Origin of the sequence: Streptomyces sp. NBC_01261 (assembly GCF_036226385.1) — a bacterium.
In the GTDB taxonomy this organism is placed as follows: Bacteria; Actinomycetota; Actinomycetes; order Streptomycetales; family Streptomycetaceae; genus Streptomyces.
In genome coordinates this window covers 4,613,880-4,639,553 of sequence record NZ_CP108463.1, presented here as the reverse complement: position 1 = coordinate 4,639,553, position 25,674 = coordinate 4,613,880, and the positions used below count along the sequence as shown (strand labels likewise).

Below are 25,674 nucleotides of genomic sequence, written 5' to 3'. Positions count from 1 at the left end.
CCCCCTCTGGCGTTCATCCGCGCATGACACCTGTTCGCCGCATCAATGTCCCGCTATGTCTGAAACCTCCCTAGCCTGGAGTGATGGGTGAGGACAGGCGGCTGGCGGCCGTGGTGGAGCTGGCGCAGGGGATGGCGGCGGCGCACACCCCGCGGGAGTCCTGGCGGGCGGCGGCGGCCGGGGCGTGCCGGGCGCTGGACGGGAGTTTCGCGGCGCTGTCGGTGTGGGAGCGGGAGCTGGGGCGGCTGCGGGTCCTGGTGAACGTGGGGGAGCGGGCCGCGGGCGAGGAGGAGTTCCCGGACGGGGAGACCTATCCGGTGCACCAGTTCCCGGAGATCACCGAGTTCCTGCACGAACGGTGGGCCGGTGGCGGCGAGCCCAACGCCTGGGTCGAGACCGCCGAGGGCCCGGCCGCGGGCAGCCCCGGCTACTGCCACCAGCGCGTGGCCGCCCTACGGCGTCGTAGGCGCGGATGCTGTGTCGTCGCCCCGATCGTGCTGCACGGGCGGGCGTGGGGCGAGCTGTATGTGGCCCGGCCCGTCGGTGCGCCGGTCTTCGGCCGGGGCGACGCCGACTTCGCGACCGTGCTGGCCTCCGTCGTCGCGGCCGGGATCGCGCAGACCGAGCGGTTGGAGGAGGCGCGGCGGCTCGCCTTCACGGACGCGCTCACCGGGCTCGCCAACCGTCGTGCGGTCGACGTACGGCTCGACGAGGCGATCGAACGGCACCGGAGTGAGGGGGTCGTGGTCAGCCTGGTGGTGTGCGACCTCAATGGACTCAAGCGCGTCAACGACACCCGGGGGCACGCCGTGGGGGACAGGCTGCTTGAGCGCTTCGGTTCGGTGCTGTCGTTGTGCGGGGCGATGCTGCCCGGCGCGCTTGCCGCGCGGCTCGGCGGGGACGAGTTCTGCCTGCTGGCGGTCGGGCCGCCCGCCGATGAAGTGGTCGACGCTGCGGTCGAACTGTGCCGCCGGGCGGCCGAGTTGGAGCTGGGCGAAGGTGTCGCGTGCGGGGTCGCGTCGACCGAGGATCCGATCGGGGCGGTGCGTTCCGGCCGACGGCTGTTCCGGCTGGCGGACGCGGCCCAGTACCGCGCGAAGGCCCTGCGCGCCGACAGGCCGGTGGTTGCAGGGCGGGACGGGCCGGACGATCCTGTGGTGCGGCTCGCGGACTCGCCGACGCCGGAGATGCCGGCCGAGCGGCGGCGGTTCCGGGGTCGTAGGACGGGGCTGTAGGACGTGACCTACCTGTAAGGGTCTAAGTGGCCACCCGGTAGTGACACCGCCGCATTCAATGCGTACGCTCCTGAATATGGATATGCACACTGTGGTGGTGGGGACGTCCGGGGTCACCGCGTCCGACGTTCTCGCCGTGGCGCGCGGAGGCGCCCGGATCGAGCTTTCCGGTGAGGCCGTCTCGGCGCTCGCCGCGGCGCGGGAGATCGTGGACGCGCTGGCGGCCAAGCCGGAGCCCGTGTACGGGGTGAGCACCGGGTTCGGGGCGTTGGCGTCCCGGCACATCAGCCCGGAACTGCGGGCACAGTTGCAGCGCAACATCGTTCGTTCGCACGCCGCCGGGATGGGGCCGCGGGTGGAGCGGGAGGTCGTGCGCGCGCTCATGTTCCTGCGGCTCAAGACCGTCTGCTCCGGGCACACCGGTGTGCGGCCCGAGGTCGCGCAGACCATGGCCGACGTGCTGAACGCCGGGATCACCCCCGTCGTCCACGAGTACGGCTCCCTCGGCTGCTCCGGCGACCTCGCGCCGCTCTCCCACTGCGCGTTGACGCTCATGGGCGAGGGCGACGCCGAGGGCCCGGACGGAGTTGTACGGCCCGCCGGTGAGCTGCTCGCCGAACACGGCATCGCACCCGTCGAGTTGCGCGAGAAGGAGGGCCTCGCCCTCCTCAACGGCACCGACGGCATGCTCGGCATGCTGGTCATGGCCCTCGCCGACCTCGACATGCTGTACAAGTCCGCCGACGTCACGGCAGCCCTCTCCCTGGAGGCGCTGCTCGGTACCGACAAGGTGCTCGCGCCCGAGCTGCACGCCATCCGCCCGCACCCCGGGCAGGGCGCCAGTGCCGCCAACATGCTCGCCGTGCTTGCCGGTTCGGAGCTGACCGGTCACCACCAGGACGGCGCACCCCGCGTCCAGGACGCCTACTCGGTGCGGTGCGCCCCGCAGGTCGCCGGTGCCGGACGCGACACGATCGCGCACGCACGGCTCGTCGCGGAGCGGGAGTTGGCGTCGGCCGTCGACAACCCCGTTGTGCTGCCCGACGGTCGGGTCGAGTCCAACGGCAACTTCCATGGCGCGCCCGTGGCTTACGTCCTCGACTTCCTCGCCATCGCCGTCGCCGACCTCGGTTCGATCGCCGAACGCCGTACCGACCGGCTGCTCGACAAGAACCGTTCGCACGGGCTGCCGCCGTTCCTCGCGGACGACGCCGGTGTCGACTCCGGGCTGATGATCGCCCAGTACACGCAGGCCGCGCTGGTCAGCGAGATGAAGCGGCTCGCCGTACCGGCGTCCGCCGACTCGATCCCGTCCTCCGCGATGCAGGAGGACCACGTCTCCATGGGCTGGTCGGCCGCGCGCAAGCTGCGCACCGCCGTCGACAACCTCACCCGGATCATCGCCGTCGAGCTCTACGCCGCGACGCGCGCCGTGGAGCTGCGCGAGGGGCTGGCGCCGGCGCCCGCGTCCCGCGCGGTCATCGATGCCGTACGGGCGGCGGGAGTCGAGGGTCCCGGTCCGGACCGGTTCCTGTCGCCCGACCTCGCCGCGGCGGACGCGTTCGTACGGGGCGGGCATGTCGTCGAGGCCGTGGAGAAGGTCACCGGGCCGCTGCGGTAGGGCAGTTGGGGCACCAGAAATGAGGCAGTCGAGGCCCCGTCCGCCAACGGCGGGGCCCCGTCGGTCACTTGAGCTTGGCGGACTGGGCGTCGATCACGGCGGACGGCACGTCGTAGGCCTTGGCCGACATCAGGGCGCCGAGGTTGACCGTGTAGTACGTGACGAGTGTGCTGCCGTGGCGCACCACCTCGGTGTGCACGGTGCCCGTCTCGCCGCCGGAGTCCTCCATCACGGCGGTCGCGCCGAACGCCACCGATTCGTCACCGGTGTTGGACGCCTTCTCGGCTGCGACCCCGGTGTACTTCTGGCTGTCCTTGCCGTTCTTGCCCGAGGCGATGGTGAAGCCGCCGGAGCAGCTCTTCACCCCGTCGGAGACGGACTTGAACGCCTTCTCCGCGCCGTCGCCGTCGTACGAGGACAGTCCGACGACGGTGGTCGTACGGTCCAGTGCCGCACCGAACGCGTCGTCGAACTCCTCCTCGGTCATGTCCTCCACGGACTTGGAAGGGCTGGAGGAGGGCTTCTTCGCCTCGGTGACCATCCTGTTCGTGGCCTCGGCGGCGTCGCCCGGCGCCTGCCCGGCCATGGCCCAGGCCAGCGGCCGGCACTGCGTCTTGTCGACGGTGACGGCGCTCTTGGTCGCGGGGTACGTCTTGCCGACCGACCCGACCTCGTAGCCGACGACATCGCCCTTCACGAGGGCCAGCTTCTTCAACTCGGCGGCGCTGAGCGCCTTCGCGGAGTTCTTCGTGGTGCCTTCGGCGTTGCTCTTGCCGTCGTTGTTCTTGGCATCGTCCGAACCGCCGTCGGAGCAGCCTGTGATGAGGGCCAGCGACAGTGCGCCCACCGCGACGGTGACACACAGCCGTATGCCCGATGATCTCTTCATGAGCGGACTATGAAGCTTGGGTCAAAGAGTCGTCAAGCAAGTTAAAAGCCGAGGCGTTCCCGTCGTACCGAATAGGCCACGAAACCGGCGCCGAGGCCGAGGAACACCGTGCCGCCGACGATGTACGGCGTGGTGTTCGGGCTGCCGGTGTCGGCGAGTTGGGTGTCGTGGGCGGAGACGGTGACGGCCGTCGAGGTGACCCGTGCCTGCTGGGTGACCTGGGAAGTCGGGGTCGCCGAAGTCTCCACTCTGGCCTGGTCGGTCACCGTCGCGTTGGCGGAGGGGACGAACCAGAGGGCGCCCAGCAGGGTGCCCGCGGCGGTGGCGGTCAGCATCGTTCGGCGAGCGGTTGACACGGAATATCGATCCCCTTGTGGCGCTGGCGAATTGGCCGTGTGGAGCGATGCTAATGAACTGTGCGGGTCGCGGGAAAGTCACGGGAGCTGTGGGCCGTACGCTCCCGGCATGAGCACCCCAGAGACATCACGTTTTGTACGCCTTCGTGTCGAACTCGTTCTGGAAGTCGAGAACGAGGACGCCGTGACCAAGGCCGCGCTGGCCAAGATCGCCGAGGATCCCGAGCTGCCCGGCGACGAGCGCGGGCACGCCGAGACCGCTGTGACGGAAGACACCGCCGAGGCGCTCGCCTACCTCGTGGACCCGTTCGACCTGGTCAGTGAGATGCCCGGGGTCGAGCTGGCCCAGGCGTCGTGGAGCAGCGAGGAGATCGACTACGACCCGGATTCGCCGGATTGGGACATCGACGAGGATGATGTCGACGGCGATGAGGAAGCAGACGGGGTGGCAGTGGTCGGCTGAGCCGTGCGCGGGAGAATGTGACCCCGGGCGGCAACCGCTGCCCGGGGTTTCCTCGTCTCATACGGTTCCGAGGGCCACGGTGGACGTGGTGTGCCCCACATGTGGGCGACAGGCGGAACGGGACGCACCAGTCGTAGCGTTGGTTTCTTAAGAAACTGGTTAACGGGGCGCTCGGGGTTTTCGGGGATTCGGCAACGATGGAGAAACGTGTGATGACGGACAGTAAGCGGCGCAAGGGTCTTGTGGCCGCGTCCGCACTGCTCGGCGGTGTGCTCGTGCTCACGGCGTGTTCCGGCAGCGACGACAAGTCGTCCGGGAGCGATTCGAGCCAGAGCTCGCAGTCCAAGGCCGACGAGGCGGCCGCGAAGAAGTCCTCCGAGGCGCAGATCAAGATCACGCCGGCGGACGGTTCGGACAACGCCTCCATCAACAACTCGGCCGCGGTGACGGTCAGTAAGGGCACGCTCACGGCCGTGTCGATGACGACCGCGGACGGCAAGGCCGTCGCGGGCACCATCGCCGCCGACAAGCTCAGCTGGAAGCCCAGCGCGCAGCTGGACCGCTCGACCACGTACAAGGTCGCGGCCACCGCGAAGGACTCCGCGGGCCTCGCCGCCCACGAGAACGCCTCGTTCACCACGGTCTCCCCGGCCAACAGCTTCATAGGGAACTTCACGCCCGAGGGCGGCTCGACGGTCGGTGTCGGCATGCCGGTGTCGATCAACTTCAACAAGGCGATCACGAACAAGGCCGCCGTCCAGAAGGGCATCACGGTCACCTCCACCAGCGGCCAGGAAGTCGTCTGCCACTGGTTCAACACCCAGCGCATGGACTGCCGCCCCGACGAGTACTGGAAGGAGAACTCCACCGTCACGCTGAAGCTCGCGCTCGACGGCGTAGAGGGCGCTTCCGGGGTCTTCGGCGTGCAGCAGAAGACGGTCACCTTCCACATCGGCCGCAACCAGGTCTCGTACGTCGACGCGAAGACCAAGCAGATGAAGGTCGAGCAGGACGGCAAGGTCGTCAAGACCATCCCGATCTCGGCCGGTTCGCCCGAACACACCACGTACAACGGCCAGATGGTCATGTCCGAGAAGTTCACGCAGACGCGTATGAACGGCGCGACGGTCGGTTTCACGGACGACGACGGCAAGGGCGAGTACGACATCAAGGACGTCCCGCACGCCATCCGCCTGACCAGCTCCGGCACGTTCATCCACGGCAACTACTGGGGCTCGCCCTCGGTGTTCGGCAGCGTCAACACCAGCCACGGCTGCGTGGGCCTGCAGGACGTGAAGGGCGCGGGCGACAAGAACATGCCGGCGGCCTGGTTCTACAACAACTCGATCGTCGGCGACGTGGTCGTCATCTCCAACACCGGCGACAAGACGGTGTCTCCGGACAACGGCCTCAACGGCTGGAACATGGACTGGGCGCAGTGGAAGGCGGGCTCGGCGGTCTGACCCGACTCGCCGACGCCGGTCAACTCCGGTTCGCTTGAAGGCGGTTGCCCCTGGTCGGGGGTGACCGCCTTTTCGTTCTTCCGGGTACAAAAAACTCCGCCTCCTGAGAAAAGGGAGGCGGACTCATGGTTGCCGGAGTCGTGGGCCAAGCACGTGAGGAGGTGGTGGCTCTGGTGGATCACCAGGTAGCCGGAGGCCCCCAGCAATATTAGGGGCCTCCGAAGGCTCCTGAGTGAGCCTGAGCCCCTGTCACGGATACCCGCCGTGGCGGGGGCTCGTTCCTCTTCACCGACGACGACACCGGCTACGGCGTCTGCGGCAACCCCGACTCGTCAACAGGGGGCTGAGCGCGGCCGAAAGCGGGCTCGGTGCTCTGACCTTCGAAGCCGAGGGGACGGGACCTACTTCGTGGAAATGTGACACTTCTGGGCTTGGTGTCACATTTTGGCGGGGGGCTTGTGGAGGGGTGGGTGGCTGATTGTCAGTGGGTCTTCAGGGCGGCGATGAAGGGCGCCCAGGCGGGGGCGCTGAGGACGACAGCAGGGCGGTGCGGGGCCTTGGAGTCGCGGACGGGAACGAGGCCAGGGAGGTTGGCGGCGACCTCGACGCACTCCCCGCCGTCACCGTTGCTGTAGCTCGACTTGCGCCAGAGGGCGGCGCCGGGGAAGTCGCTGGCGATCTCTACGCAGTTGCCGCCGTCCCCGTTGCTGTAGCTGCTCTTGCGCCAGAGCGCGTCACTCAAGTCGGTCCCGTTGCTTGCCATTTCGGTATTCCTCTGCCGCTGCCTTGATCATCGCCAGGGACGCCTTCGGTGACAGTGCGACGGCCCTGAGCCGATCGTATGCCTTGCGGTACTGCTTCACGAGGGCCGGATCGTCGACGGTGTCACCGCTGTACGACGCCTCGGTGTAGATCAACGGCGGGGCGTCCGGGAAGACCATGACCATGATGGAGGCGGCCATCAGAGGATGCGCGCCGCACGTCCGCGGAACGATCTGCGGAGTAACCCGACGCCGCTCGGCCAACTCCATGATCCGGTCGAGCTGTTCGGCCATCTCCCGCGGCGGAAGGACCGGGTCGGCAAGCAGCGACTCGTGCAGGATCGCCCAGTACTCAGGCGTGGCGTGGTCGTCCTCGAAGAGACGGGCGCGGGTGAGGCGGCCCGTCACCTTCTCCTCGACCCACTCGTCGGAGGCCGCCGGGTGAGCCGACCGGACCATCGTCCGCGCGTACGCGGCGGTTTGGAGCAGCCCCGGGATGCTGATGGGGCACCACTCCTCGATGGACTCCGCGTGCTTCTCCGCCTCCAGGACCTTCTCGAAGTACGCGGCGTGCGGCCCCCTCCGTGCCTTCCGCACCACCTCACAGTTCCGCTCGAAGAACCCGTCCGTCCCCAGCTTCTGATCCGCATGCTGGGCCAGATCGAGCGGCATCCTTCGCTCGCCGTGCTCAATGTCGCTCAGGTACGTCTTGCTGTAGAAGCTGCCCTTGAGGAACGCATCCAACGACAGCCCCGCCTCCTCCCGCTTCCACCTCAACTCCTTGCCGTAGAAGGTCGGAACGCTCATCGACCCGTCGATGTCCTTGCCCCGTGCCACCACTTGCCCTCCTCCGCAGCCCCGGTCGCGAACGCGAAACCTCTTTTACGGTAGCCAGCGGAACGTCAGTCTGTGAGGAGTTCGTCACAGAGCGCACAGGAGGCACCCGTTCATGTCCACCCCCTACGACACGACCCTCTGCGTGGAGGAACTCCGCGAGGCCCTCGACCTGCACGGCATCACACTCCCCTCCCTCGGCGTCGACATCCTGGCCGCCGGCCTCGTCGCGCTCGGAAACTGCAACACCGCCACCGCCCGCGAACTCGCCGCCGCACTGCGGAAGGCGGCGGAACGGTGACCCTCGAACTCCGCCTGCTCGCCACCCCGAAGGCCGTACCGGAACTGCGCCATCACCTCCGCCACCACCCCTACGACGTCCGTCTCTGCGCGACGGAGCTGGTGACGAACGTGATCGACCACGTCGGGGAGGGAACGCCGGTGACCGTCAGAGTCCTGGGCACGGATGACGGCCACACGCGCATCGAGGTCACCGATCCGGACCCGAGGGCGCTGCCCCTGCTGCTTCGGGCGACCGCGACGGACGAACACGGCCGGGGGATGGCGCTGCTTGACGCGTTGACTCGGCGGTGGGGCGTGGAGCAAGGGGCGGATACCAAGACGGTGTGGTGCGAGCTGGACAGACTCAACAGCCTTACAGACCAGGGCTGTTGAGCTGCCCTCCACTCAGCCCAGTTGCCGGGTCACGGCCTCGCGGGCGGCGGGGGAGAGCAGGGTGCCCGCGCGGGTGAGGAGGGCGTGCAGGCCGGGGCCGTAGCGCTCGGCCAGTTCCGGGTTGTGTGCCAGTACGTCGAGTTCGTTGGCGGCGGTGATTTCGAGGAACGCCCGCAACTGGTCGGCGGGTGGGCTGAGTTCCCGGCCGGTGAAGCGGTCCCGGAACGCGAACTCCGTGGTTCCGTCGACGCGAGGGTAGACCGCGCCGCGGTCGCAGCCGGCGTAGAGGTAGACCAGCGCCTCCGCCCGCTCGCCGATCAGCGCGACGAGCGTGGCCCGGTCGGAGAGGGGCAGCAGCGCGGGCGCGAAGCCGTCGGTTCCGTACGTCGCATGGCACAGCCCCGCGGTCTGTACGACGGCATCCGCCCCCCAGTCCGCCAACAGCCCCTGAACACGGCCCAGATGGGCCAGCAACGTGCCACCGGGATGCGGCATCCGGTCAGCTCCCCGATCGTGCAGGAACGCCTCGATCGCCACGCGTCCCTTGCCCGTCAGGTGCTGCTGCTCGGCTGCTGTCATGGCTGGAGATCCTCTCGCGGTAGTGCGGTGACACTGAGCCCTTTCCATCTTCGGCCTGAGTTGGGGTGGGCTGCTCGGGGCACCGAACTCGTATGATCTCGCGGTGAAGATCCGGACGGGGCACCCTGCCAGGGCCGACGGACACGCGGGTGTGTGGTGCGAACTGTCACTTCACGGGGTGTCTGAGGCGCGGTAACCGCGTGTCTTGGTCAGGCGAACCGCTGACGCCTGGAATCTGACCCCGGATGTCTCGGTCCCGAGTACAACCTTGACCGATCCGTCCTCTTGGGCGGTCAGGTCGACTTCACGGGCCTCGGCGGGGCCCCACCCGGTGACTCGTAGCCCCGCGACATCCACGAAGACGAGGTAGTACTCGAAAGCGTTGAACCCCTTTCCCTCCCACTCGGCGGGAGGGTTCGAGGGGAGACTTCTTGTGTCGAACCCAAGGGTCGCCGAGTTTTCTCTTTCATCGATGTGCAGATAGAAGAGATCGCATGATTCCGGCAAGGTGAGGAGTTGCAACCAGTCAGCGCTCATAGAAAGTCTTCTCATCCATTGCGGGAAGGCGGTCGTGACGCAACGCATCGATTTTACTCGTGAAGAGATGCCGCTCGGCGTCCGATCCGTCCGCCTGTTTCCTGAAGGCGCTCACATGGCCGACGGTGATGGATTCGCTGCAGTCGAATTCGAGCTTCACTCCGCGGCCTTCGGCCCGTACCCGCATACGTCGTTCTGTGCCATGGGGGATCATCTCGATTCCGGCCGTGGCCGGCGGCTCCCACTCGGTCAGGGAGACGGTGTCCACGGCCAGGAACCGGAACTGGCACTGGACCGTGTCCATGTGCTCGTCGATCCACACCTGAGGCGCGGAGTCGGGAAAGCGGGGCAGGTCGACGCGGAGCGTCACGCTGGGACCACGCCAGTTCAGGTTGATCGAACGGATCCTGACCTCGCTCAGGTCCGGGACCTTCCCGTAGAGCGACTGCAGTACCTCCCGATTCACGAGAAAAGCGTCAACGGTCATAGTAGTAATGCTCCTCGCAGCCGGGAATCTGTCCATTGCGGGTGTCCTCGAACGGTCGCACATGGACGTGCGAGGGCTGATAACCAGGCTCGCCGGGCTTCTGGTGTCCGAACCAGTGGTCCTGGAACACTACAAGGTCCTGCCCGTTGGGATGCTCGTACACCTCTTCGGTGTAGTAGATCGGCTCGTGGTCCTCGGTCATGAGCTGCTTCGACCCCTGCCATTCCGGTGTCGTGGCCGGAACATGATGGTTCACCTCCAGAGGTTCGGCCCCCTCGGGAATTCCCGCCTCCCGCAATGCGAGTGCCTTGGTCTCGCCGAGAGATCGGCCGACCTTTTCCGGGTATCCAGGGGCCAGTCCGAGCGGGTCGATCCAGATGTTGGGGTTTCTTACGTAAGTCGCTGGATTCGGAGCAGGTGCAAGGCCGAGCGGGTCCGGAGTGAGATAGCGCGCCGTTTCCGGGTCGTAATGGCGGAAGTAGTTGTAGTGGAGCCCGGATTCGGGGTCGTAGTACTGGCCCGGGAAACGCAGAGGTGTGTACGTGCTGCTGTCGGTCGCCCAGGCGGTGGCACCCCACAGGGTGCTGCGGGTGTGCCAGGCGATGTCGCCCTGTTCGTCGATGAGTTCGGTCGGGGTGCCGACCAGGTCGGTGACGACGGCGAAGAAGCGGGAGGCGATCTCGTCCTGCGGGGCGTCGGCCGCGGTGATGCGTTCTGTCTGGGCGATGGGGCGTAGGCCCTGGTGGTCCCAGGTGAGGGTGACCGGGTTCGGCAGGTTCGGGGAGGAGGCGGTCTGTTCGCACAGGGTGGTGCCGTCCCAGGTGAACACCACGCGTTCTACGACCGTTTCGCCGTCCGCGGCCAGGCGGAGCTTCGCCGTGCGACGGCCGAGAGGGTCGTACGTGTAGCGCCAGCACGTCCCGTCCGGAGTCGTCACCGACGTCAGGCGGTCCTCGGCGTCCCACTCGTAGCGCCAGGTGTCCGGCTTGCGGGAGAGGCGGGTTCTCTGGCGCAGGGTGATCCGGCCCAGGCCGTCGTGTTCGTAACGGACGTTGCCCGCGCGGGTGATGCGCGTGCCTGTGTAGGTGCGGGCGCCTGTTGCTTCCTGGCCCGGGTGTCCTGTCGGCCAGTGGGCTTGTGTCTGGTTGCCTGCCTCGTCGTACGCGTACGTCTCGGTCCAGTTCGCCGCGTGGACCGCCGTCACCCGGCCCGCCGCGTCCAGGTCGAAGCGGCGGGTGCCGGAGAGTTGGTCGTCGATCGCCGTCAGGTTGCCGTCGGCTCGGTAGGTGTAGGCGCGGTGCTGGAGTGAAGTGCCCGTTGCGCCGACGACCGACTGGGTCGTCGGACGGCCCAGGGCATCGAAGGTGTGCTCCAGGGTGAGCATCTCGCCCACCCGGCGGGCCAGTTCGCGGCCCACCTCGTCGTACGTGAAGTCGATGGAGCGGCCCGAGGCCGTCATTCCGGTGCGGCGGCCGGAGTCGTCGTACGTCCATGCCGTGGTCGCGCCGGAGGGGGTTGTTCGGGCCTTGCGTCGGCCGAACTCGTCGTACGTGTACGCCAGTTCGCGGTCGTCGACCGTCTCCGAGCGGACTCGGCCGTGGCGATCGCGCAGGACCGTCAGGATGGTGCCCGGGGCGGTCGCCTGGGCAAGTTTGTCCGTCATGTCGTAGGCGTACGTGGTGACTTGGCCGGCTGCGTTCTTGCGGATCACCTGGCCCAGTGTGTTGCGTTCGAACTCGACCGTCTGGCCGAGAGCGTTCGTACGAGTGGTCAGGCGGCCCGTCTCGTCGTGGGTGTAGGTGAGGGCACGGTTGTCGAAGTCCGTCTCCGTGACGAGGCGGCCTGCCGCGTCGTAGTCGTAACTCCAGGTCAGGCCTTGGGGGTTGGTGACCTGGATGAGGTTGAGTTCCTTGTCGTGGGCGAACTCGTAGCGCACCCCGTCCGGGCCCGTGCGGGCCGTCAGCAGGTCGAAGTGGGTGTACTCGAAGCGGGAGACGCCGCCCAGCGGGTCGGTGTGGCTCGTGCAGTTGCCCTCGCCGTCGTACGTCCAGGACTCCGTCGTGCCGTCCGGTGCCGTGCGGCGGGACAGGTGGCCCTCGGTCGTCCACTCCAGGCGGGTCGTCGCACCCAGTGCGTCGGTGAATGTGACAGATCGGCCGAGACTGTCACGTTCGTAGCGGGTGACCCCGCCGAGGGGGTTCGTGATCCGCAGCGGGAGGCCGGTGCGGTCGCAGTGGACCGTCGTGGTCTGGCCGAGCGGGTCGGTCACCGTCGTGAGGTGGCCCGCCTCGTCGTAGGTGAAGTGGGTGGTGTGGCCCTGAGAGTCCGTCACCGAGGTGCGGTTGCCGCGGTCGTCGTACGACTGGCGCACGGTCGTGCCGTCCGGGTTCACCAGCCTTGTGGGCAGGCCGAGTTCGTTGTACTCGGCTCTCGCCTCACGTCCGTCGGGGCGGGTGACGGCGAGCAGGTTGCCGTTCCCGTCGTAGCGGAACGTCGTGGTGTGGCCGAGCGGGTCCGTGCGGGACAGCAGGCGGTGGTAGCGGTCGCGTCGGAATCGGGTGATCCCGCCCAACGGGTCCACTTCCGCGACCACTTGGCGGGCGCCGTTGACCAGGTACCGGCGGGTGTGGCCCTCGCCGGTGGTGGTGGTCGTCACCCGGTGGCCGGTTTCCCGGTCCGTCTCGTCGTAGGAGAGGCGCAGGGTCATGTGGCCGTGCGTGCCGCCCTCGGCGACGCAGCGGTCCTGGTCGTCGTACTCGTACGTGTAGCCGCGGCCGTTGGTGTCCGTCCAGGAGATGACGCGGCCCTCGCCGTCGTAGGCGAAACGCAGGGGGAGGCCGGAGGAGTTGGTGACCTCGGTCAGGTTGCCGTCCGTGTAGCCGTAGCGCTTCAACTCCTCGCCGGTGGCGGCCAGACGGAAGGCCGTTATGCGGTCCGCCTCCGTGGTGACACGGACCTCGTAGCCGCCGCTGGAGACGACGGAGAGCGGGGTGCCGTCGGTGTCGTACTCGAAGGTGATCCAGTTGCCGTTGCGGTCGTCGATCTGTTCCAGGACCGCGAGGTTCTCGGCGCGGTCGGCGAAGTGCCATACGCGGCGCGACCGCGGGTCGGTGACCGTGTAGCCGCCGTCCTCGCGGTCCAGCGGCCAACGCGGGCCGTGGCTCGGGAGGGTGGGGAGGCCGGGGGCCGGGTGCGGGTACGCCAGGAGCAGGCCGTCCTCGGTGACGAGGACCACGCCCTCGGCGTCGATCTCCAGGCGTTGGTCCAGGGTGGAGGACCAGGACGGGCCGAACCAACGGCCCAGGTGGTAGCCCGACTCCACCCGCCGCTTGAGGACCAGGGGCAGGGCACCCGGCAACGTCACATCCGTCTGCGGCAGATACATCTTGCCGGTGGTGAGGTCGACGGGGTCGGTCGGGTCCTTGGCGACCTTCTCGCTCGGGTCGGTGGTGTCGTGCTCCTGCGGTTTCTCGTCGACCTTGCTCCGGGCCGAGTTCTCCGCCGCGTCCCCCGCCGCATCCCTCGCCGACCGCTGCACCCCCGTCTCGACCGCGCTCTCCATCCCCTCCTTGAGCGCGGCCCGCCCGAACGCCGCCTCCAGCCCCGCCCCGTCGCCGAAGAGGTTGGGGATCAGCCGTCCCGTCCCCTCCGACGGATCCTTCATGAAGTCGTCCAGCATCGTCTTCGCGGCGCGCTCGGGGTGTGCGGCCGTCGAAACCAGGCCCGCCAGCGTCATGTTGACGTTCTGGACGTACGCGGCCGGGTGGGTCAGGTTGTACGGGTCCATCGGGTTGAGGCCGCGGGCGAAGTTCAGGATGCCTGCCGTGCCCTTGATCACGCCGGCGTCGAAGTGCAGGATCTCGGTGTTGACGGCCTGGTAGCCGTCTACCGCGTCCGCCTTCAGCTGGGTCAGTGGGGGTGGTTCGGCGGGGGCGTGGGCCAGGGCCTCGCGGACCGCGCTCGCGGCCGTGCGGGCGGCCTCGTCGCGTTGGCGGCGGGCCTCGTTCAGGATCTCGTGGGCGCGCTGCATACCGGCGGCGCCCGGGTCCGTCGACGGTTCCTGTTTCTTGTCGTCGTCCTTGTGCTTCGCTACGTCCGCCTTGTACGCGTCCGACGCCTGCTTACCCGGGCCGTAGAGGTCGATCGCGTCCTGCGCCTGCCCCTGCGCCCACTCCACCGTCCCCGCGTACGACGACAGCGCCTTGCCCGCCGCGTCGCAGGCGTCCGCCGCCTGGAGCCACTTCGTGGGGTGCATGGCGAACTTCTTGCGGAACGCCTCGGCCGCCTCGCCCTGCCAGGACGACGAGTTGAGCTTGCGCATGCCGTCGCCGACCTTGTCGAAGGCCGTGAAGAAGTCGGTCAGGTGCTTGGCCGTCGCCCTGATCGCCTTCGCGTCGCCGTGGACCAGGTCCTTCGGCTGGTCGCTCTGGCCCAACTGTTGTTCGCCCGGGGTCGCGCCCAGGTCCGAGGCGATGCGGTCGCCCGCGTTCTCGACCTTGTTCGCGAGGTCGTGTGCGCCGACCTTGTCCAGCGCGTCGCCGGCGGCGTCCGTGCCCTTGTCGACCAGTTCGCCCGTGAACCTCCTGCCCGCGTCGACCGCGTCGCCGACCTTGCTCAGGCCGGAGTTGACCAGATCGCCGATGCCCATCAGCCCGCGTCCCCGCCCTGCTGAGCCTGTTCCTGAGCGGCCTCCGCCGCCTTGGCCCGCTCCTCCGGTGACGGGCCCAACGGGCCGTCGAGCATTGCGTCGTACTCGTCACCGCTCAGCCCCGCCGCGCTCGCCAGGTTGGCCGGGTTGAGGCCCGGACCCAGCGGGCTGAAGGTGTGCGAGGTCATCACGTCCCGCGCCGCGTCCTCGTACGCCTGCCCGCTGTTGTCCAGCGCCTTGTCCATGGACTCGGCGCTGTAGTCCACGCCGCCCGTGTACTCGTTCTCGCGCACCAGGTCGCCCCAGCTCTGCTTGGTGACGTCGTCCTCCGACGCGTACGGGTTGCCCATCCCCGCGTTCACCACGATCTTCATCGTGCCCTGGACGTACTGGTCCGTCTCGTACAGCGTGCCTGCCGAAAGACCCACGCCCGTCGCGAAGTCGTTCCCCTCGATCACCAGCGTGCGCACGCCCCACTCCCAGCGTTCGCAGAACGACGTGAACCCCGACAGCAACTCCTCGTTGCCCAACTCCAGCCCGGAGAGGGCGAGTTCCGAGAATCCGCGGCCGGCTCCGGCCAGGCTGTCGATGCCCAGGTCCTTCAACTCGCCCAGCACCAGGGTGATCCCCTGCGCTATCTCGTCGAGCCCGGCCGCCTTGATGTCCTCGCCCGCGTCCCCGCTCATCGCCGTATCCCCTCCGTGTCCGCGTCCGCGTCCGCTTCCGTGTCCGCGTCCAGCGCCGCCGCCTCCGGCACGATCCCCGACACCGGTGGAAACAGGGCCCCTTCGCCCTCGGTGCCCACATCGAGCGCCACTCCGCACGGCACACCTGCGGCGCTCACAGCAGGCACCGTCGCGTCCAACAGGCGGGCTCCCAGCAGCCGTTGATACGGGCACTCCCGCCCGCCTTCGCCCCTCGCGATCGCGAACCTCGCCAACGCCGACTCGTTGGAAAACGCGTAGATCCACCGGATACCTCCGAAATCGCCGACCAAGGGCGCCTCGTCCTCATCCGTCGGTACCAGGACCGCCGTACGGCGGAACTCGCCGAGCAGCACCGCGAATTCGTGCCGCCCGCGTGCCGCGACGTCGTCACTGGTCAGGGGCTCGGGGCGGGGGATCGGCGCAGGTGGCGACTCCGGCTCGCTCATCTCCGCGTAGTCCAGCAGTCGGGACCGTCGTACGCCCCCGGGCTCCCCGGCGGCCTCGGAAGGCCCGGCCTCTTCGGCGGCCTTCCCGGTGTTCTCCATGCCGTTTCCCCCGCGATCGGACATGGGTGAAATCATCACACCAGCACATCGCGTACGGCAACGCGGATACCCGCGACGGGCCGTCGCCGGCGCCGTAAACACCGTAGAACGGTAGATAGCGCAACCCCATTGACAGCCCCGCGTGGGTTCATTCTTTGGCCACGGACAGCCTTCTCATCGTTCTCTTATGTCGGCCTTATGGCATCATCACGCGCCGTACCTAGCTTGCGGGCCATGTTCTTCACCTACCTGAGGCGCGAGTTGCGCCGCCGCAGAAAAGCGGCCCTCGTCGTCGCCTCCGGCCTCGCACTGGGCATTGCGCTGGTCATCGTGGTCAACTCCGTGTCCTCCGGCATGGGGAAGGCACAGGACAAGGTCCTCCAGTCGCTGTACGGACTCGGCACGGACATGACCGTCACCAAGGCGGCCACGCCCACGGCCAGCGGTTCGCAGCAGCCGCGGTTCCAGTTCGACGCCAACAACAACGGCGACAGCAAGACGCAGAGCAGTGACCGCGTCATGGTCCAGGGCTTCACCACGCTGGCCTCCAGCACCGTCACCAAGGTGGCGGGGCAGAAGGGCGTCTCCGACGCGGTCGGCGGGCTGAGCCTCAACGTCGTCAAGGTCGACGGGCAGTTCACCCGCGGCCAGTTCCAGCAGAACCAGGGGAGCGGCAGCACCGGAGGCGGCGGCAACCGCGGTGGCGGCACCGGCGCGCCGCAGGGCTCGGTCACCGGCGGTGGCGCCAACTTCAACATCAACGCGTACTCGGTCTACGGCACGGACGTCACCAAGCCCGCGCTCGGCCCGCTGACCTCCTCGAAGATCACCAGCGGCCGTACCTTCACCACCGCCGAGGCCAACTCCAAGGTCGTCGTCGCCGACTCGGCGTACGCCAAGGAGAAGAAGCTCAAGGTCGGTTCGACCGTCACCATCAAGAGCGTCAAGTACAAGGTCATCGGCATCGCCACCGCGACCAGCGGCGACGCGGCGGCCAACCTGTACGTCCCGCTCACGCAGGCGCAGACCCTGAGCGGTGACAAGAACAAGGTCACCACGATCTACGTCAAGGCGACCGACTCCAAGCAGATCTCGGCCGTCAAGAAGACCATCACGAGCAATGTCTCCGGTACGACGGTCACCACGTCCGCCGATCTCGCCGACACCGTCTCCGGGTCCCTGTCCACCGCCTCCTCCCTCGCCACCAGCGTCGGCAAGTGGCTGTCGATCGCGGTCCTGATCGCCGCGTTCCTGGTCGCCGGTCTGCTCACCTCCTCGGCGGTCTCGCGCCGGGTGCGGGAGTTCGGCACGCTGAAGGCGCTCGGCTGGAAGTCCGGCCGGGTGACCCGGCAGGTGGTCGGCGAGGCCGTCGTCAACGGTCTGGTCGGCGGTGTCCTCGGTATCGCGCTCGGCCTGGCGGGCGCGTACGTCGTGACCGCGATCAGCCCGACCCTGTCGGCCTCCCTCGGCAACACGGCCGGCGGCGGCGCCCGGGCGGGCGGCGGACCCGGCGGTGGCGGCGGTGGCTTCGGCGGCGGCCGACAGGCCGCGGCCAAGACCCTCGACGTCGCGCTCACCGCGCCCGTCAACGCCACCACCATCGCCCTCGCGGTAGGCCTCGCCGTGGCCGGCGGCCTGATCGCCGGCGCCTTCGGCGGCTGGCGAGCGTCCCGACTCCGCCCGGCGGACGCCCTGCGCAGAGTCGAGTAGCGGTAACTGCTGCGCCCCAAAGGGGCGCGGGGAACTGCGCGACCAGCCACGACGGCGCCGCAGCCGAACTACGGCGAAACGGGGCCCGTCCCACGACGGGCCCCAACACCCTTTACTTCCCCAGGAGTTGCACGATGTACGAACTCAGAGGCGTCACCAAGCTCTACTCACGCGGCAAGGAGACCGTCCACGCCCTCGACGGCATCGACCTCACCATCGGCGACGGCGACCGCCTGGTCATCCAAGGACCGACCGGCGGCGGCAAGTCCACCCTGCTCCAGATGATCGGCGCCCTCGACCGCCCCACCGCCGGCGAAATCGTCCTGGACGGCGTCGACTTGGCGAAACTCTCCGAGGCCAAGCTCACCAAGGTGCGCAGCGAGAACATCGGCTTCGTGTTCCAGTCCTTCAACCTGATCCCGACGCTCACCGCCCAGGAGAACGTGGAGACCGCCCTCGTACCGCTCGGCATGAAGGCGAAGATCCGCCGCGAGCGGGCCGCCGAGGCACTGGTCTCGGTCGGCCTGGGCGAGCGGGCCAACCACCTCCCCGGCGAGATGTCCGGAGGACAGCAGCAGCGCGTCGCCATCGCCCGCGCGCTCGTGAAGCAGCCCAAGGTGCTGCTCGCCGACGAACCGACCGGCAACCTCGACGAGTCGATGCGCGACGAGATCATGGACGTACTGGAGCGCATGTGGAAGGAGCACGGGCTGACCTTCATCATGGTCACCCACGACTCCGCCATCGCGAAGAAGGCGCCGCGTCTCGCCACCATCCGCAAGGGCAAGATCACGGTGAAGGAGAACGCCGGATCGAAGTAACTCGGTTGGCGCTGAAGGGAGTTCGGGGTTCTCTGCGGAGCCCTAGCGGAGTTCTCGCGTGCTTCACCCGTCGACTGCGTAACGGAGTCCGGGCGACGGCGTAACAGTTCGCGGACGCGCTTTCTTACCCTCCTCTCATCTCTTGAGCGGGTGATCACCCCTCGGCATACTGCGTATTCCGGGGGGTGTCACGCACAGGTGTGCGGGCTTTCCTCCGGTCGGGTGAACGGGGAATTCGCCCGGTACCTCAGCTCCAGGGGGAGCCTTGCGCAGACACGTGAAGAGAGCGTGCGCGGCCACCGTCGCCGCGTCCGCCGCCGTAGCCCTCGCCGCCGGAATGACCAGCCCGGCGTCGGCGAAGCCCGAACAGCGTGCGGCCGGTGCCGCGCAACTCGGTGCCGCACAGGCCGGGTTGAAGGGCGACCACCACATCACCCTGATCACCGGCGACCGCGTCACCGTCGACGCGAAGGGCCGGGTCGCCGGTCTGCGGCCGGCAAAGGGCCGTGAACACATACCTGTTCAGGTCCGCAAGCTCGACGGGCACACGCTCGTCATACCCGTCGACGCGGCCCGGCTGATCGCGTCCGGAAAGCTCGACCAGCGGCTCTTCGACGTCACCGAGCTGAACAAGTCGGCGGAGCGCGCCTCCCAGAAGGCCGGCCTCAAGGTCATCGTCGGCTACCAGGGCGCCGCCACCGCCACCAAGGCCGACGTCCGGGACGCGGGCAGGCTGCGCCAGTCCCTGAAGACGCTGAACGCCGACGCCGTGCAGACCCCGCGGCAGGACACCGCCGAGCTGTGGAAGGCGGTCACCGACGGCGACAGGTCGGCCGCCGGCATCGCGCACGTCTGGCTCGACGGGGTCCGCAGGGCCAGCCTCGACAAGTCCGTGCCGCAGATCGGTGCCCCGAAGGCGTGGGCGGCCGGATACACCGGCAAGGGCGTCAAGATCGCCGTCCTGGACACCGGAGTCGACGCCGATCACCCGGACCTGAAGACCCAGGTCATCGAGTCCAAGAACTTCTCCACGGCCGCCGACGCGAACGACCACTTCGGTCACGGCACGCACGTCGCGTCCATCGCCGCGGGCACCGGCGCCAAGTCGAACGGCAAGTACAAGGGTGTCGCGCCCGACGCGAAGATCCTCAACGGCAAGGTCCTCGACGACGACGGCTTCGGCGACGACTCCGGCATCCTCGCCGGCATGGAGTGGGCGGCCGGGCAGGGCGCCGACATCGTCAACTTGAGCCTCGGCGGCCAGGACACCCCGGGGATCGACCCGTTGGAGGCGGAGGTCAACAAGCTCTCCACCGAGAAGGGGATCCTCTTCGCGATCGCCGCGGGCAACGAGGGCCCCCAGTCGATCGGTTCGCCCGGCAGCGCGGACGCGGCCATCACGGTCGGCGCGGTCGACGGCAGCGACAAGCTCGCCGACTTCTCCTCCACCGGCCCGCGCGTCGGCGACGGCGCCATCAAGCCGGACGTCACCGCGCCGGGCGTCGACATCACAGCCGCCGCGGCCCCGGGCAGCGTCATCGACAAGGAGGTCGGCGAGAACCCGCCCGGCTACCTGACCATTTCGGGTACGTCGATGGCGACCCCGCATGTCGCCGGTGCCGCCGCCATCCTCAAGCAGGAGCACCCGAGTTGGGGCTACGCCGAGCTGAAGGGCGCGCTCACCGGGTCCGCGAAGGGCGGCGACTACACGCCGTTCGAGCAGGGTTCGGGCCGCATCGCCGTCGACAAGGCCATCAAGCAGAACGTCATCGCCGACCCGGTGTCGGAGAGCTTCGGCGTCCAGCAGTGGCCGCACACCGACGACACCCCGGTCACCAAGCAGGTCACCTACCGCAACCTCGGCACCACGGCCGTCACTCTCAAACTCGCCGTGGCCGCCACCAACCCCAAGGGCCGGCCGGCCCCTTCGGGCTTCTTCAAGCTCGCCAAGACGTCGGTGACCGTACCTGCGGGCGGTTCGGCCTCGGTCGGTCTGACCGCCAACACCAAGCTCGGCGGCACGCTCGACGGCGCCTACTCCGCGTACGTGACGGCGACGGGCGACGGGCAGAGCGTCCGTACGGCCGCGGCCGTGGTGCGCGAAGTCCAGTCGTACGACCTCACGTTGAAGTTCATCAACCGTGACGGCAGCCCCGCGAAGTACTACTCGGCCACGGTGGCGGGACTGTCCGGCCTCGGCGCCGACGGCTACTTCACCCCGTACGACGCCTCGGGCACCGTCAAGGTGCGTGTCCCCAAGGGCGGTTACGTCCTCGACGCCGGGATCTTCGTGGACCCGGAGGACCTCACCAAGGGCTCCGACTGGATCGCCCAGCCCAAGCTGGACATCGCCAAGAACACCTCGGTCACGATCGACGCCCGCACCGCCAGGCCGGTCGACATCACCGTGCCCGACGCCGGCGCCAAGTCGGCCTTCGCGTCACCGAGTTACTCGGTCACGACGGACGACAGCGGCGCCTCCTTCGGCTGGCTCCTGGACACGTACGCCAACTTCCGCTCCGCGCACCTCGGTCCGCAGATCACCGACGGTTCGCTCGCCGAGCAGTGGGACGCGCACTTCCTCAAGGGCACCGACGAGCAGTACGACACCGCGACCGGCGGCGTGGTCAAGCAGCTCGCCACCGGCTTCACCAAGCACTACAAGGCGAGTGAACTCGCCACGGTGAAGGCCCGCATGGGCGCCGCGGCCAGTGGCAAGACCGGCCTGCTCTTCGCCTTCGGCTACCTGCCCGACGGTGGCGGCGGGGCCTCCTCCACCAGCATCGCGCAGCCGCTGCCCGGCACCCGCGTCCTGCACGTCTCCACCATCGACGGGGCGCAGTGGGAGCTGGACTTCGAGCAGGACGGCGCGCTCGGCCCGGACGGTTTCCCGGTCTCCGAGTCCTCCTACGTCTCGAACGACCTGGAGACCTTCAAGGCCGGCCGGACGTACACCCGGACCTTCAACACGGCGGTCTTCGGCCCGCACCTCGACGACGTCTACGGCGTGTACCGCAACGGCAACGAGATCTCCGGGATCGTGCCGCTGTTCGCCGACTCCGCGCAGCACGCGGGCTCGTCGCTGTTCACCTCGGTCAACACCACCCTGTACCGCAACGGCACGAAGGTGGGCTCCAACCAGGACCCGCTGCTCGGCCAGGAGGTGTTCAAGGTCCCGGCCGCCAACGCCTCGTACAAGCTGACCACTTCGGTGATCCGCAGCGTCAAGGTCGCCGCCGCCTCCACCCGGATCGACGCGAGCTGGACGTTCTCCTCCAAGAAGCCGTCCGGTGGCGGTGTGGCCCAACTCCCGGTGTCCACGGCCCGCTTCAACGCGACGACCGGCCTGGACAGCCGCGTCGCGGCCGGCAAGAAGGCGACGATCCCGGTCACCGTCGAGGGCGCGGCAGCCGGCCGCAACCTCAAGTCCCTGGGCGTGTGGGTGTCGTACGACTACGGCCAGACCTGGAAGAAGGTCAACGTCGTCAACGGCAAGATCACCGTCACCAACCCGGCCAAGGGCAAGGCCATTTCGTTCCACGCGAAGATCGCCGACAAGAAGGGCAACAAGTCGACGATCTCGATCTACAACGCGTACTACGGCAAGTGAGCCGCTAGTACCTGAGTAGGCCGACAGCGAACGGCCCGCCGGAAGTGCAGCTTCCGGCGGGCCGTACGTGTTTCCGTGGCCCTATGACAGCCCAGACCGTCGAGTACATCCGGTACCGCATCCCTGAGCATCGGTCGGCGGAGTTCCTGGCCGCCTACACCCGTGCCGCACCCCAACTGGCCGCCGCCCCGCAGTGCGTGTCGTACGAACTGGCCCGCTGCGAGGAGGACGCCGAGCACTTCGTCCTGCGCATCACCTGGACGTCGACCGAGGCGCACCTGGAGGGCTTCCGCCGGTCGGAGCTGTTCGCGCCGTTCCTCGCCGAGATCGGCCCGTACGTCGAGGACATCGAGGAGATGCGCCACTACGAGCCGACACCGGTACGTGGCAACGGCTCCGCCGTCCCCACCCTGTACACCTGGGCGGGCGGCGCGGAGGCCTTCTCCCGGCTGACCGAGGTCTTCTACGACAAGGTGCTCAAGGACGACCTCCTCACGCCCCTCTTCGCCGACCTGGCCCCGGAGCACGCCCGGCACGTCGCCCTCTGGCTCGGCGAGGTCTTCGGCGGCCCGGCGACATACTCCGAGACCCAGGGCGGCCACGGTCACATGGTCGCCAAACACTTCGGCAAACACATCAGCGAGCGCCAGCGCCGCCGCTGGGTCGACCTCATCCAGGACGCGGCGGACGACGCCGGCCTGCCGACGGACGCGGAGTTCCGGTCGGCGTTCGTCGCGTACGTGGAGTGGGGGACGCGGCTGGCGGTGTACTTCTCCGGCCCGGACGCGCAGCCGCCGGCGGAACAGCCGGTGCCGCGGTGGAGTTGGGGGTCGATGCCGCCCTACCAGGGGTGACACCGCCGTATCGGGGGTGCCATAAAGTCACCCCATGACCGTCGCCGTCACCGCCATGATCACCGCCGTCGTCGGCGTGCTCGGCACCCTCTTCGCCCCCGTCCTCAGTCAGCGCCTCACCGCCCGGCAGCGCGCGGAGGAGGCCCAAAGCGCCGAGCGGGTGCGGCGGTTCGAGGAGCGGCGGGACGCCTACACGGCGATGAACCGGGCCTCGCGGCAGTTCCACACGCTGCTCAAGGACGCCCTGCACCGGATCCGCGACGGTGTCTATACCGAGCTGGAACGCGACCAGTTGGAGGAGGCGCGGCGGGACTACCGGGACCGGTACGCCGAGGCGCAGATGGTCGTGCCCGAGCGGATCCTGGACGCCTCCCGTTCGGTGAACCAGGTGCTCGCCGGTGTCGACGCCGTCGTGAAACGCCTGGATCGGGGGCTCGGCCGGGACGGCGAGAGTGCCGAGGGGACTCTGCTCGACCTGAAGGAGGCCGAGCCGAGGCTCGCCGCGATGCGGCGGCTGATGCGGGCGGATCTCGGCGTCACGGAGTGAGGTCGGGGCGCTGGGTCGACGCCCCCGCCCGGGTCGCGTCCGTGCCCCAGCTCGCCAGCAGGCGCAGGGCGTCGGCCGATGGAGAGCCCGGCTCCGCGTGGTAGGTGACCAGGGACTGCTCGGAGCCGTCGCTCAGGCGGAAGCCCTCGAAGTGGAGGGTGAGGTCGCCGACCAGGGGGTGGTGGAGGCGCTTGACGCCGTAGGTCTTCTCCTTGACGTCGTGCGTGGCCCACAGGCGCCTGAACTCCTCGCTCTTGACGGAGAGTTCACCGACCAGCGCGGACAGGCGCGGGTCGTCCGGGTGGCAGCCCGCGTCCATCCGGAGCAGGCTGACGATGTCCGTGGCCTTCTGCTCCCACTCCACGAACAGCTCCCGGTACTCGGGCCGCAGGAACACCAGCCGCGCCCAGTTCCGCTCCTGCGGCGGCAGCTCCGACCAGTCGCCGAAGACGGCCGCGGCCATCCGGTTCCAGACGAGGATGTCCGAGCGGGGGCCCGAGATGTACGCCGGGACCGTCTCGATCGAGTCGAGCAGCTGCCGTAGCGGAGGCCGCACGTGCTGGGTGGGGGCCGGCTGCTTCTTCTTGTGCTGCTTCGGCTTCGCGAGGTGGGTGAGGTGCGAGGACTCGGCGTCCGACAGGCGCAGGGCGCGGGCGATCGCTTCGAGGACCTCGGCCGACACGTTCCGGCCGTTGCCCTGCTCCAGGCGGGTGTAGTACGCCACCGAGACCCCGGCCAGCTGCGCCAGCTCCTCGCGGCGCAGCCCGGGGACCCTGCGGTGCCGCCCGAAGTCCGGCAGCCCCACGTCCTCCGGCTTCAGCCGGGCCCGCCGGGTGCGCAGGAACTCGCTCAGCTCGGCACGGCGGTCCAGGTGCCGGCCGGGGTCCGGGGGCGCGGGGGCGGATTCGGGCTGTTCGTCCATACGGCCCAGTATTCCCGGTCGTACGTCCAGGAGCCTGATCCCGCTGGTGGTAGGCACAGCGGACGTACGCAGAAGCGTGGCCTGGGTAGCCCCGCGACTTTCGGGCAGGCTTGGCAGCGTGCCCGGTCGGAAGGCAGCCGGGCGCACATCCCCCCGCTAGGAGACTTTCGGCATGACCACAGTCGCCGCATACGCAGCCCCCGCCGCCAAGGCTCCCCTGGAGCGCACCACCATCGAGCGCCGGGCCGTACGTGAGTTCGACGTCCTGATCGACATCAAGTTCGCCGGTATCTGCCACTCGGACATCCACCAGGCCCGCGAGGGCTGGGGCGAGGCCATCTTCCCGATGGTCCCGGGCCACGAGATCGCCGGCATCGTCTCCGAGGTAGGACCCGGCGTCACCAAGTTCCAGGTCGGCGACCGCGTGGGCGTCGGCTGTCTGGTCGACTCCTGCCGCGAGTGCGACAACTGCAAGGCGGGCCTGGAGCAGTACTGCACCGGCGGGAGCGTCGGCACGTACAACTCCGTCGGCAAGGACGGCGAGCCCACCTACGGCGGCTACTCCGAGAAGGTCGTCGTCGACGAGAACTTCGTCCTCGGCATCCCCGAGGGCATCTCCCTCGACGAGGCCGCGCCGCTGCTCTGCGCCGGCATCACCACGTACTCGCCCCTGAAGCACTGGAACGCCGGCCCCGGCAAGAAGGTCGCGATCATCGGCATGGGCGGCCTCGGCCACATGGGCGTCAAGATCGCGCACGCGCTCGGCGCGGAGGTCACCGTCCTCTCGCAGTCGCTGCGCAAGCAGGACGACGGCCTGAAGCTCGGCGCCGACCACTACTACGCGACCAGCGACCCGAAGACCTTCGAGGAGCTGCGCGGCACCCTCGACCTGATCATCTCCACGGTGTCGGCCCCGCTCGACCTCGGCGCGTACCTGTCGCTGCTGAAGACGGACGGCGCGCTGGTCAACGTCGGCGCCCCCGAGGAGCCCGTCTCCCTCAACCTGTTCTCGGTGATCGGTGGCCGCAAGACCCTCGCCGGTTCCGGCATCGGCGGCATCCCGGAGACCCAGGAGATGCTGGACTTCTGCGCCGAGCACGGCTTCGGCGCTGAGATCGAGCTGATCTCCGCGGACCAGATCAACGAGGCGTACGAGCGGGTGCTGGCGAGTGACGTCCGCTACCGGTTCGTGATCGACGTGGCCACGATCTGACGGCGTCGCTTCAACCCGGGTCCCGGAGCAGTGCGGCTCCGGGACCCGGTGCGTCGCGGAGGGCGGATGCGGGTGCGTCGTGGCTGGTCGCGCAGTTCCCCGCGCCCCTGAGGGGTGGTTTGGTGGCTGCTGCGCCGTTGTGGTTGCTCGCGCAGTTCCCCGCGCCCCTGGGTTGGGGCAGACCAGGCGTTTTCAGG

The 25,674-nt window shown here is 68.8% G+C and carries 23 protein-coding genes; 12 read left to right on the top strand and 11 right to left on the bottom strand.

What is annotated here, in order from left to right; all coding sequences use genetic code 11:
* Positions 1–83: 83 nt before the first annotated feature.
* Both OG226_RS20055 and hutH read left to right on the top strand, forming a co-directional pair.
* A complete protein-coding gene (locus OG226_RS20055; protein ID WP_329349634.1) occupies positions 84–1,235 on the top strand; it encodes a GGDEF domain-containing protein in 1,152 nt (383 codons plus the stop codon).
* Between the two features lie 82 nt (positions 1,236–1,317).
* Entirely contained in the window at positions 1,318–2,856 is a 1,539-nt protein-coding gene (hutH, locus tag OG226_RS20050) for a histidine ammonia-lyase (protein WP_328686368.1), read from the top strand.
* 64 nt (positions 2,857–2,920) lie between these two features.
* Here hutH and OG226_RS20045 read toward each other — a convergent pair whose 3' ends face one another.
* Both OG226_RS20045 and OG226_RS20040 read right to left on the bottom strand, forming a co-directional pair.
* The gene (locus OG226_RS20045; RefSeq protein ID WP_328679707.1) at positions 2,921–3,745 is read right to left on the bottom strand and encodes a hypothetical protein; all 825 of its coding nucleotides are present in this window, start codon (positions 3,743–3,745) and stop codon (positions 2,921–2,923) included.
* 41 nt (positions 3,746–3,786) lie between these two features.
* A complete protein-coding gene (locus tag OG226_RS20040; RefSeq protein ID WP_328686367.1) occupies positions 3,787–4,080 on the bottom strand; it encodes an LAETG motif-containing sortase-dependent surface protein in 294 nt (97 codons plus the stop codon).
* A gap of 130 nt (positions 4,081–4,210) precedes the next feature.
* Between OG226_RS20040 and OG226_RS20035 the strand changes: the two genes are divergently transcribed.
* Both OG226_RS20035 and OG226_RS20030 read left to right on the top strand, forming a co-directional pair.
* Entirely contained in the window at positions 4,211–4,564 is a 354-nt protein-coding gene (locus tag OG226_RS20035) for a hypothetical protein (RefSeq protein WP_328679704.1), read from the top strand.
* Positions 4,565–4,776: 212 nt separating this feature from the next.
* Complete coding sequence (locus OG226_RS20030) at positions 4,777–6,027, top strand: L,D-transpeptidase (protein WP_328679702.1); 1,251 nt, start codon at positions 4,777–4,779, stop codon at positions 6,025–6,027.
* A gap of 481 nt (positions 6,028–6,508) precedes the next feature.
* On the opposite strand, the gene OG226_RS20025 is transcribed toward OG226_RS20030, so the two are convergent.
* Positions 6,509–6,790: a DUF397 domain-containing protein gene (locus OG226_RS20025; RefSeq protein WP_329349633.1), complete on the bottom strand. Its 282-nt coding sequence runs from the start codon at positions 6,788–6,790 to the stop codon at positions 6,509–6,511.
* On the bottom strand, positions 6,762–7,625 hold the full coding sequence (locus OG226_RS20020) for a helix-turn-helix domain-containing protein (RefSeq protein ID WP_328679700.1): 864 nt from the start codon (positions 7,623–7,625) through the stop codon (positions 6,762–6,764). The genes OG226_RS20025 and OG226_RS20020 overlap by 29 nt, the downstream gene beginning before the upstream one ends.
* 112 nt (positions 7,626–7,737) lie before the next feature.
* On the opposite strand from OG226_RS20020, the gene OG226_RS20015 reads away from it, so the two are divergent.
* Both OG226_RS20015 and OG226_RS20010 read left to right on the top strand, forming a co-directional pair.
* On the top strand, positions 7,738–7,923 hold the full coding sequence (locus OG226_RS20015; protein WP_328679698.1) for a hypothetical protein: 186 nt from the start codon (positions 7,738–7,740) through the stop codon (positions 7,921–7,923).
* Positions 7,920–8,297 carry an ATP-binding protein gene (locus OG226_RS20010; protein ID WP_329349632.1) on the top strand — a complete coding sequence of 126 codons (378 nt, stop codon included), beginning with the start codon at positions 7,920–7,922 and terminating at the stop codon, positions 8,295–8,297. The genes OG226_RS20015 and OG226_RS20010 overlap by 4 nt, the downstream gene beginning before the upstream one ends.
* A gap of 12 nt (positions 8,298–8,309) precedes the next feature.
* On the opposite strand, the gene OG226_RS20005 is transcribed toward OG226_RS20010, so the two are convergent.
* The 6 genes from OG226_RS20005 to OG226_RS19980 all read right to left on the bottom strand — a co-directional run bounded on the left by OG226_RS20005 (position 8,310) and on the right by OG226_RS19980 (position 15,701).
* Positions 8,310–8,876 carry a DUF6817 domain-containing protein gene (locus OG226_RS20005; RefSeq protein WP_328679694.1) on the bottom strand — a complete coding sequence of 189 codons (567 nt, stop codon included), beginning with the start codon at positions 8,874–8,876 and terminating at the stop codon, positions 8,310–8,312.
* Positions 8,877–9,047: 171 nt separating this feature from the next.
* The gene (locus OG226_RS20000; RefSeq protein ID WP_329349631.1) at positions 9,048–9,413 is read right to left on the bottom strand and encodes an Imm50 family immunity protein; all 366 of its coding nucleotides are present in this window, start codon (positions 9,411–9,413) and stop codon (positions 9,048–9,050) included.
* Positions 9,403–9,900, bottom strand: coding sequence for an Imm50 family immunity protein (locus OG226_RS19995; protein ID WP_328679690.1), 498 nt, complete (start codon positions 9,898–9,900; stop codon positions 9,403–9,405). Before OG226_RS19995 ends, OG226_RS20000 begins: the two co-directional genes overlap by 11 nt.
* Positions 9,890–14,548: a putative T7SS-secreted protein gene (locus OG226_RS19990; RefSeq protein WP_329349630.1), complete on the bottom strand. Its 4,659-nt coding sequence runs from the start codon at positions 14,546–14,548 to the stop codon at positions 9,890–9,892. The genes OG226_RS19995 and OG226_RS19990 overlap by 11 nt, the downstream gene beginning before the upstream one ends.
* Positions 14,548–15,234: a hypothetical protein gene (locus OG226_RS19985; protein ID WP_329349629.1), complete on the bottom strand. Its 687-nt coding sequence runs from the start codon at positions 15,232–15,234 to the stop codon at positions 14,548–14,550. Before OG226_RS19985 ends, OG226_RS19990 begins: the two co-directional genes overlap by 1 nt.
* Positions 15,231–15,701, bottom strand: a complete 471-nt coding sequence (locus OG226_RS19980; protein ID WP_329353444.1) for a hypothetical protein — start codon at positions 15,699–15,701, stop codon at positions 15,231–15,233. Before OG226_RS19980 ends, OG226_RS19985 begins: the two co-directional genes overlap by 4 nt.
* 333 nt (positions 15,702–16,034) lie before the next feature.
* Between OG226_RS19980 and OG226_RS19975 the strand changes: the two genes are divergently transcribed.
* The 5 genes from OG226_RS19975 (at position 16,035) to OG226_RS19955 (ending at position 23,342) form a co-directional block, all read left to right on the top strand.
* Positions 16,035–17,510, top strand: a complete 1,476-nt coding sequence (locus OG226_RS19975) for an ABC transporter permease (RefSeq protein ID WP_328679686.1) — start codon at positions 16,035–16,037, stop codon at positions 17,508–17,510.
* A 134-nt stretch (positions 17,511–17,644) separates the two neighbouring features.
* Positions 17,645–18,331, top strand: coding sequence for an ABC transporter ATP-binding protein (locus OG226_RS19970; RefSeq protein ID WP_328679685.1), 687 nt, complete (start codon positions 17,645–17,647; stop codon positions 18,329–18,331).
* 277 nt (positions 18,332–18,608) lie between these two features.
* A complete protein-coding gene (locus OG226_RS19965) occupies positions 18,609–21,941 on the top strand; it encodes a S8 family peptidase (protein WP_329353443.1) in 3,333 nt (1,110 codons plus the stop codon).
* Between the two features lie 83 nt (positions 21,942–22,024).
* Positions 22,025–22,795, top strand: a complete 771-nt coding sequence (locus OG226_RS19960; RefSeq protein ID WP_328679684.1) for a group II truncated hemoglobin — start codon at positions 22,025–22,027, stop codon at positions 22,793–22,795.
* A gap of 34 nt (positions 22,796–22,829) precedes the next feature.
* Positions 22,830–23,342: a hypothetical protein gene (locus OG226_RS19955; protein WP_329349628.1), complete on the top strand. Its 513-nt coding sequence runs from the start codon at positions 22,830–22,832 to the stop codon at positions 23,340–23,342.
* Here the strand turns inward: OG226_RS19955 and OG226_RS19950 are convergent.
* Complete coding sequence (locus OG226_RS19950) at positions 23,332–24,264, bottom strand: helix-turn-helix domain-containing protein (RefSeq protein WP_328679679.1); 933 nt, start codon at positions 24,262–24,264, stop codon at positions 23,332–23,334. The two genes, OG226_RS19955 and OG226_RS19950, sit on opposite strands and share 11 nt — an antisense overlap.
* Positions 24,265–24,436: 172 nt before the next feature.
* Here OG226_RS19950 and OG226_RS19945 point away from each other — a divergent pair, with 172 nt between their 5' ends.
* Positions 24,437–25,477, top strand: coding sequence for an NAD(P)-dependent alcohol dehydrogenase (locus OG226_RS19945; protein WP_328679678.1), 1,041 nt, complete (start codon positions 24,437–24,439; stop codon positions 25,475–25,477).
* Positions 25,478–25,674: the final 197 nt, after the last annotated feature.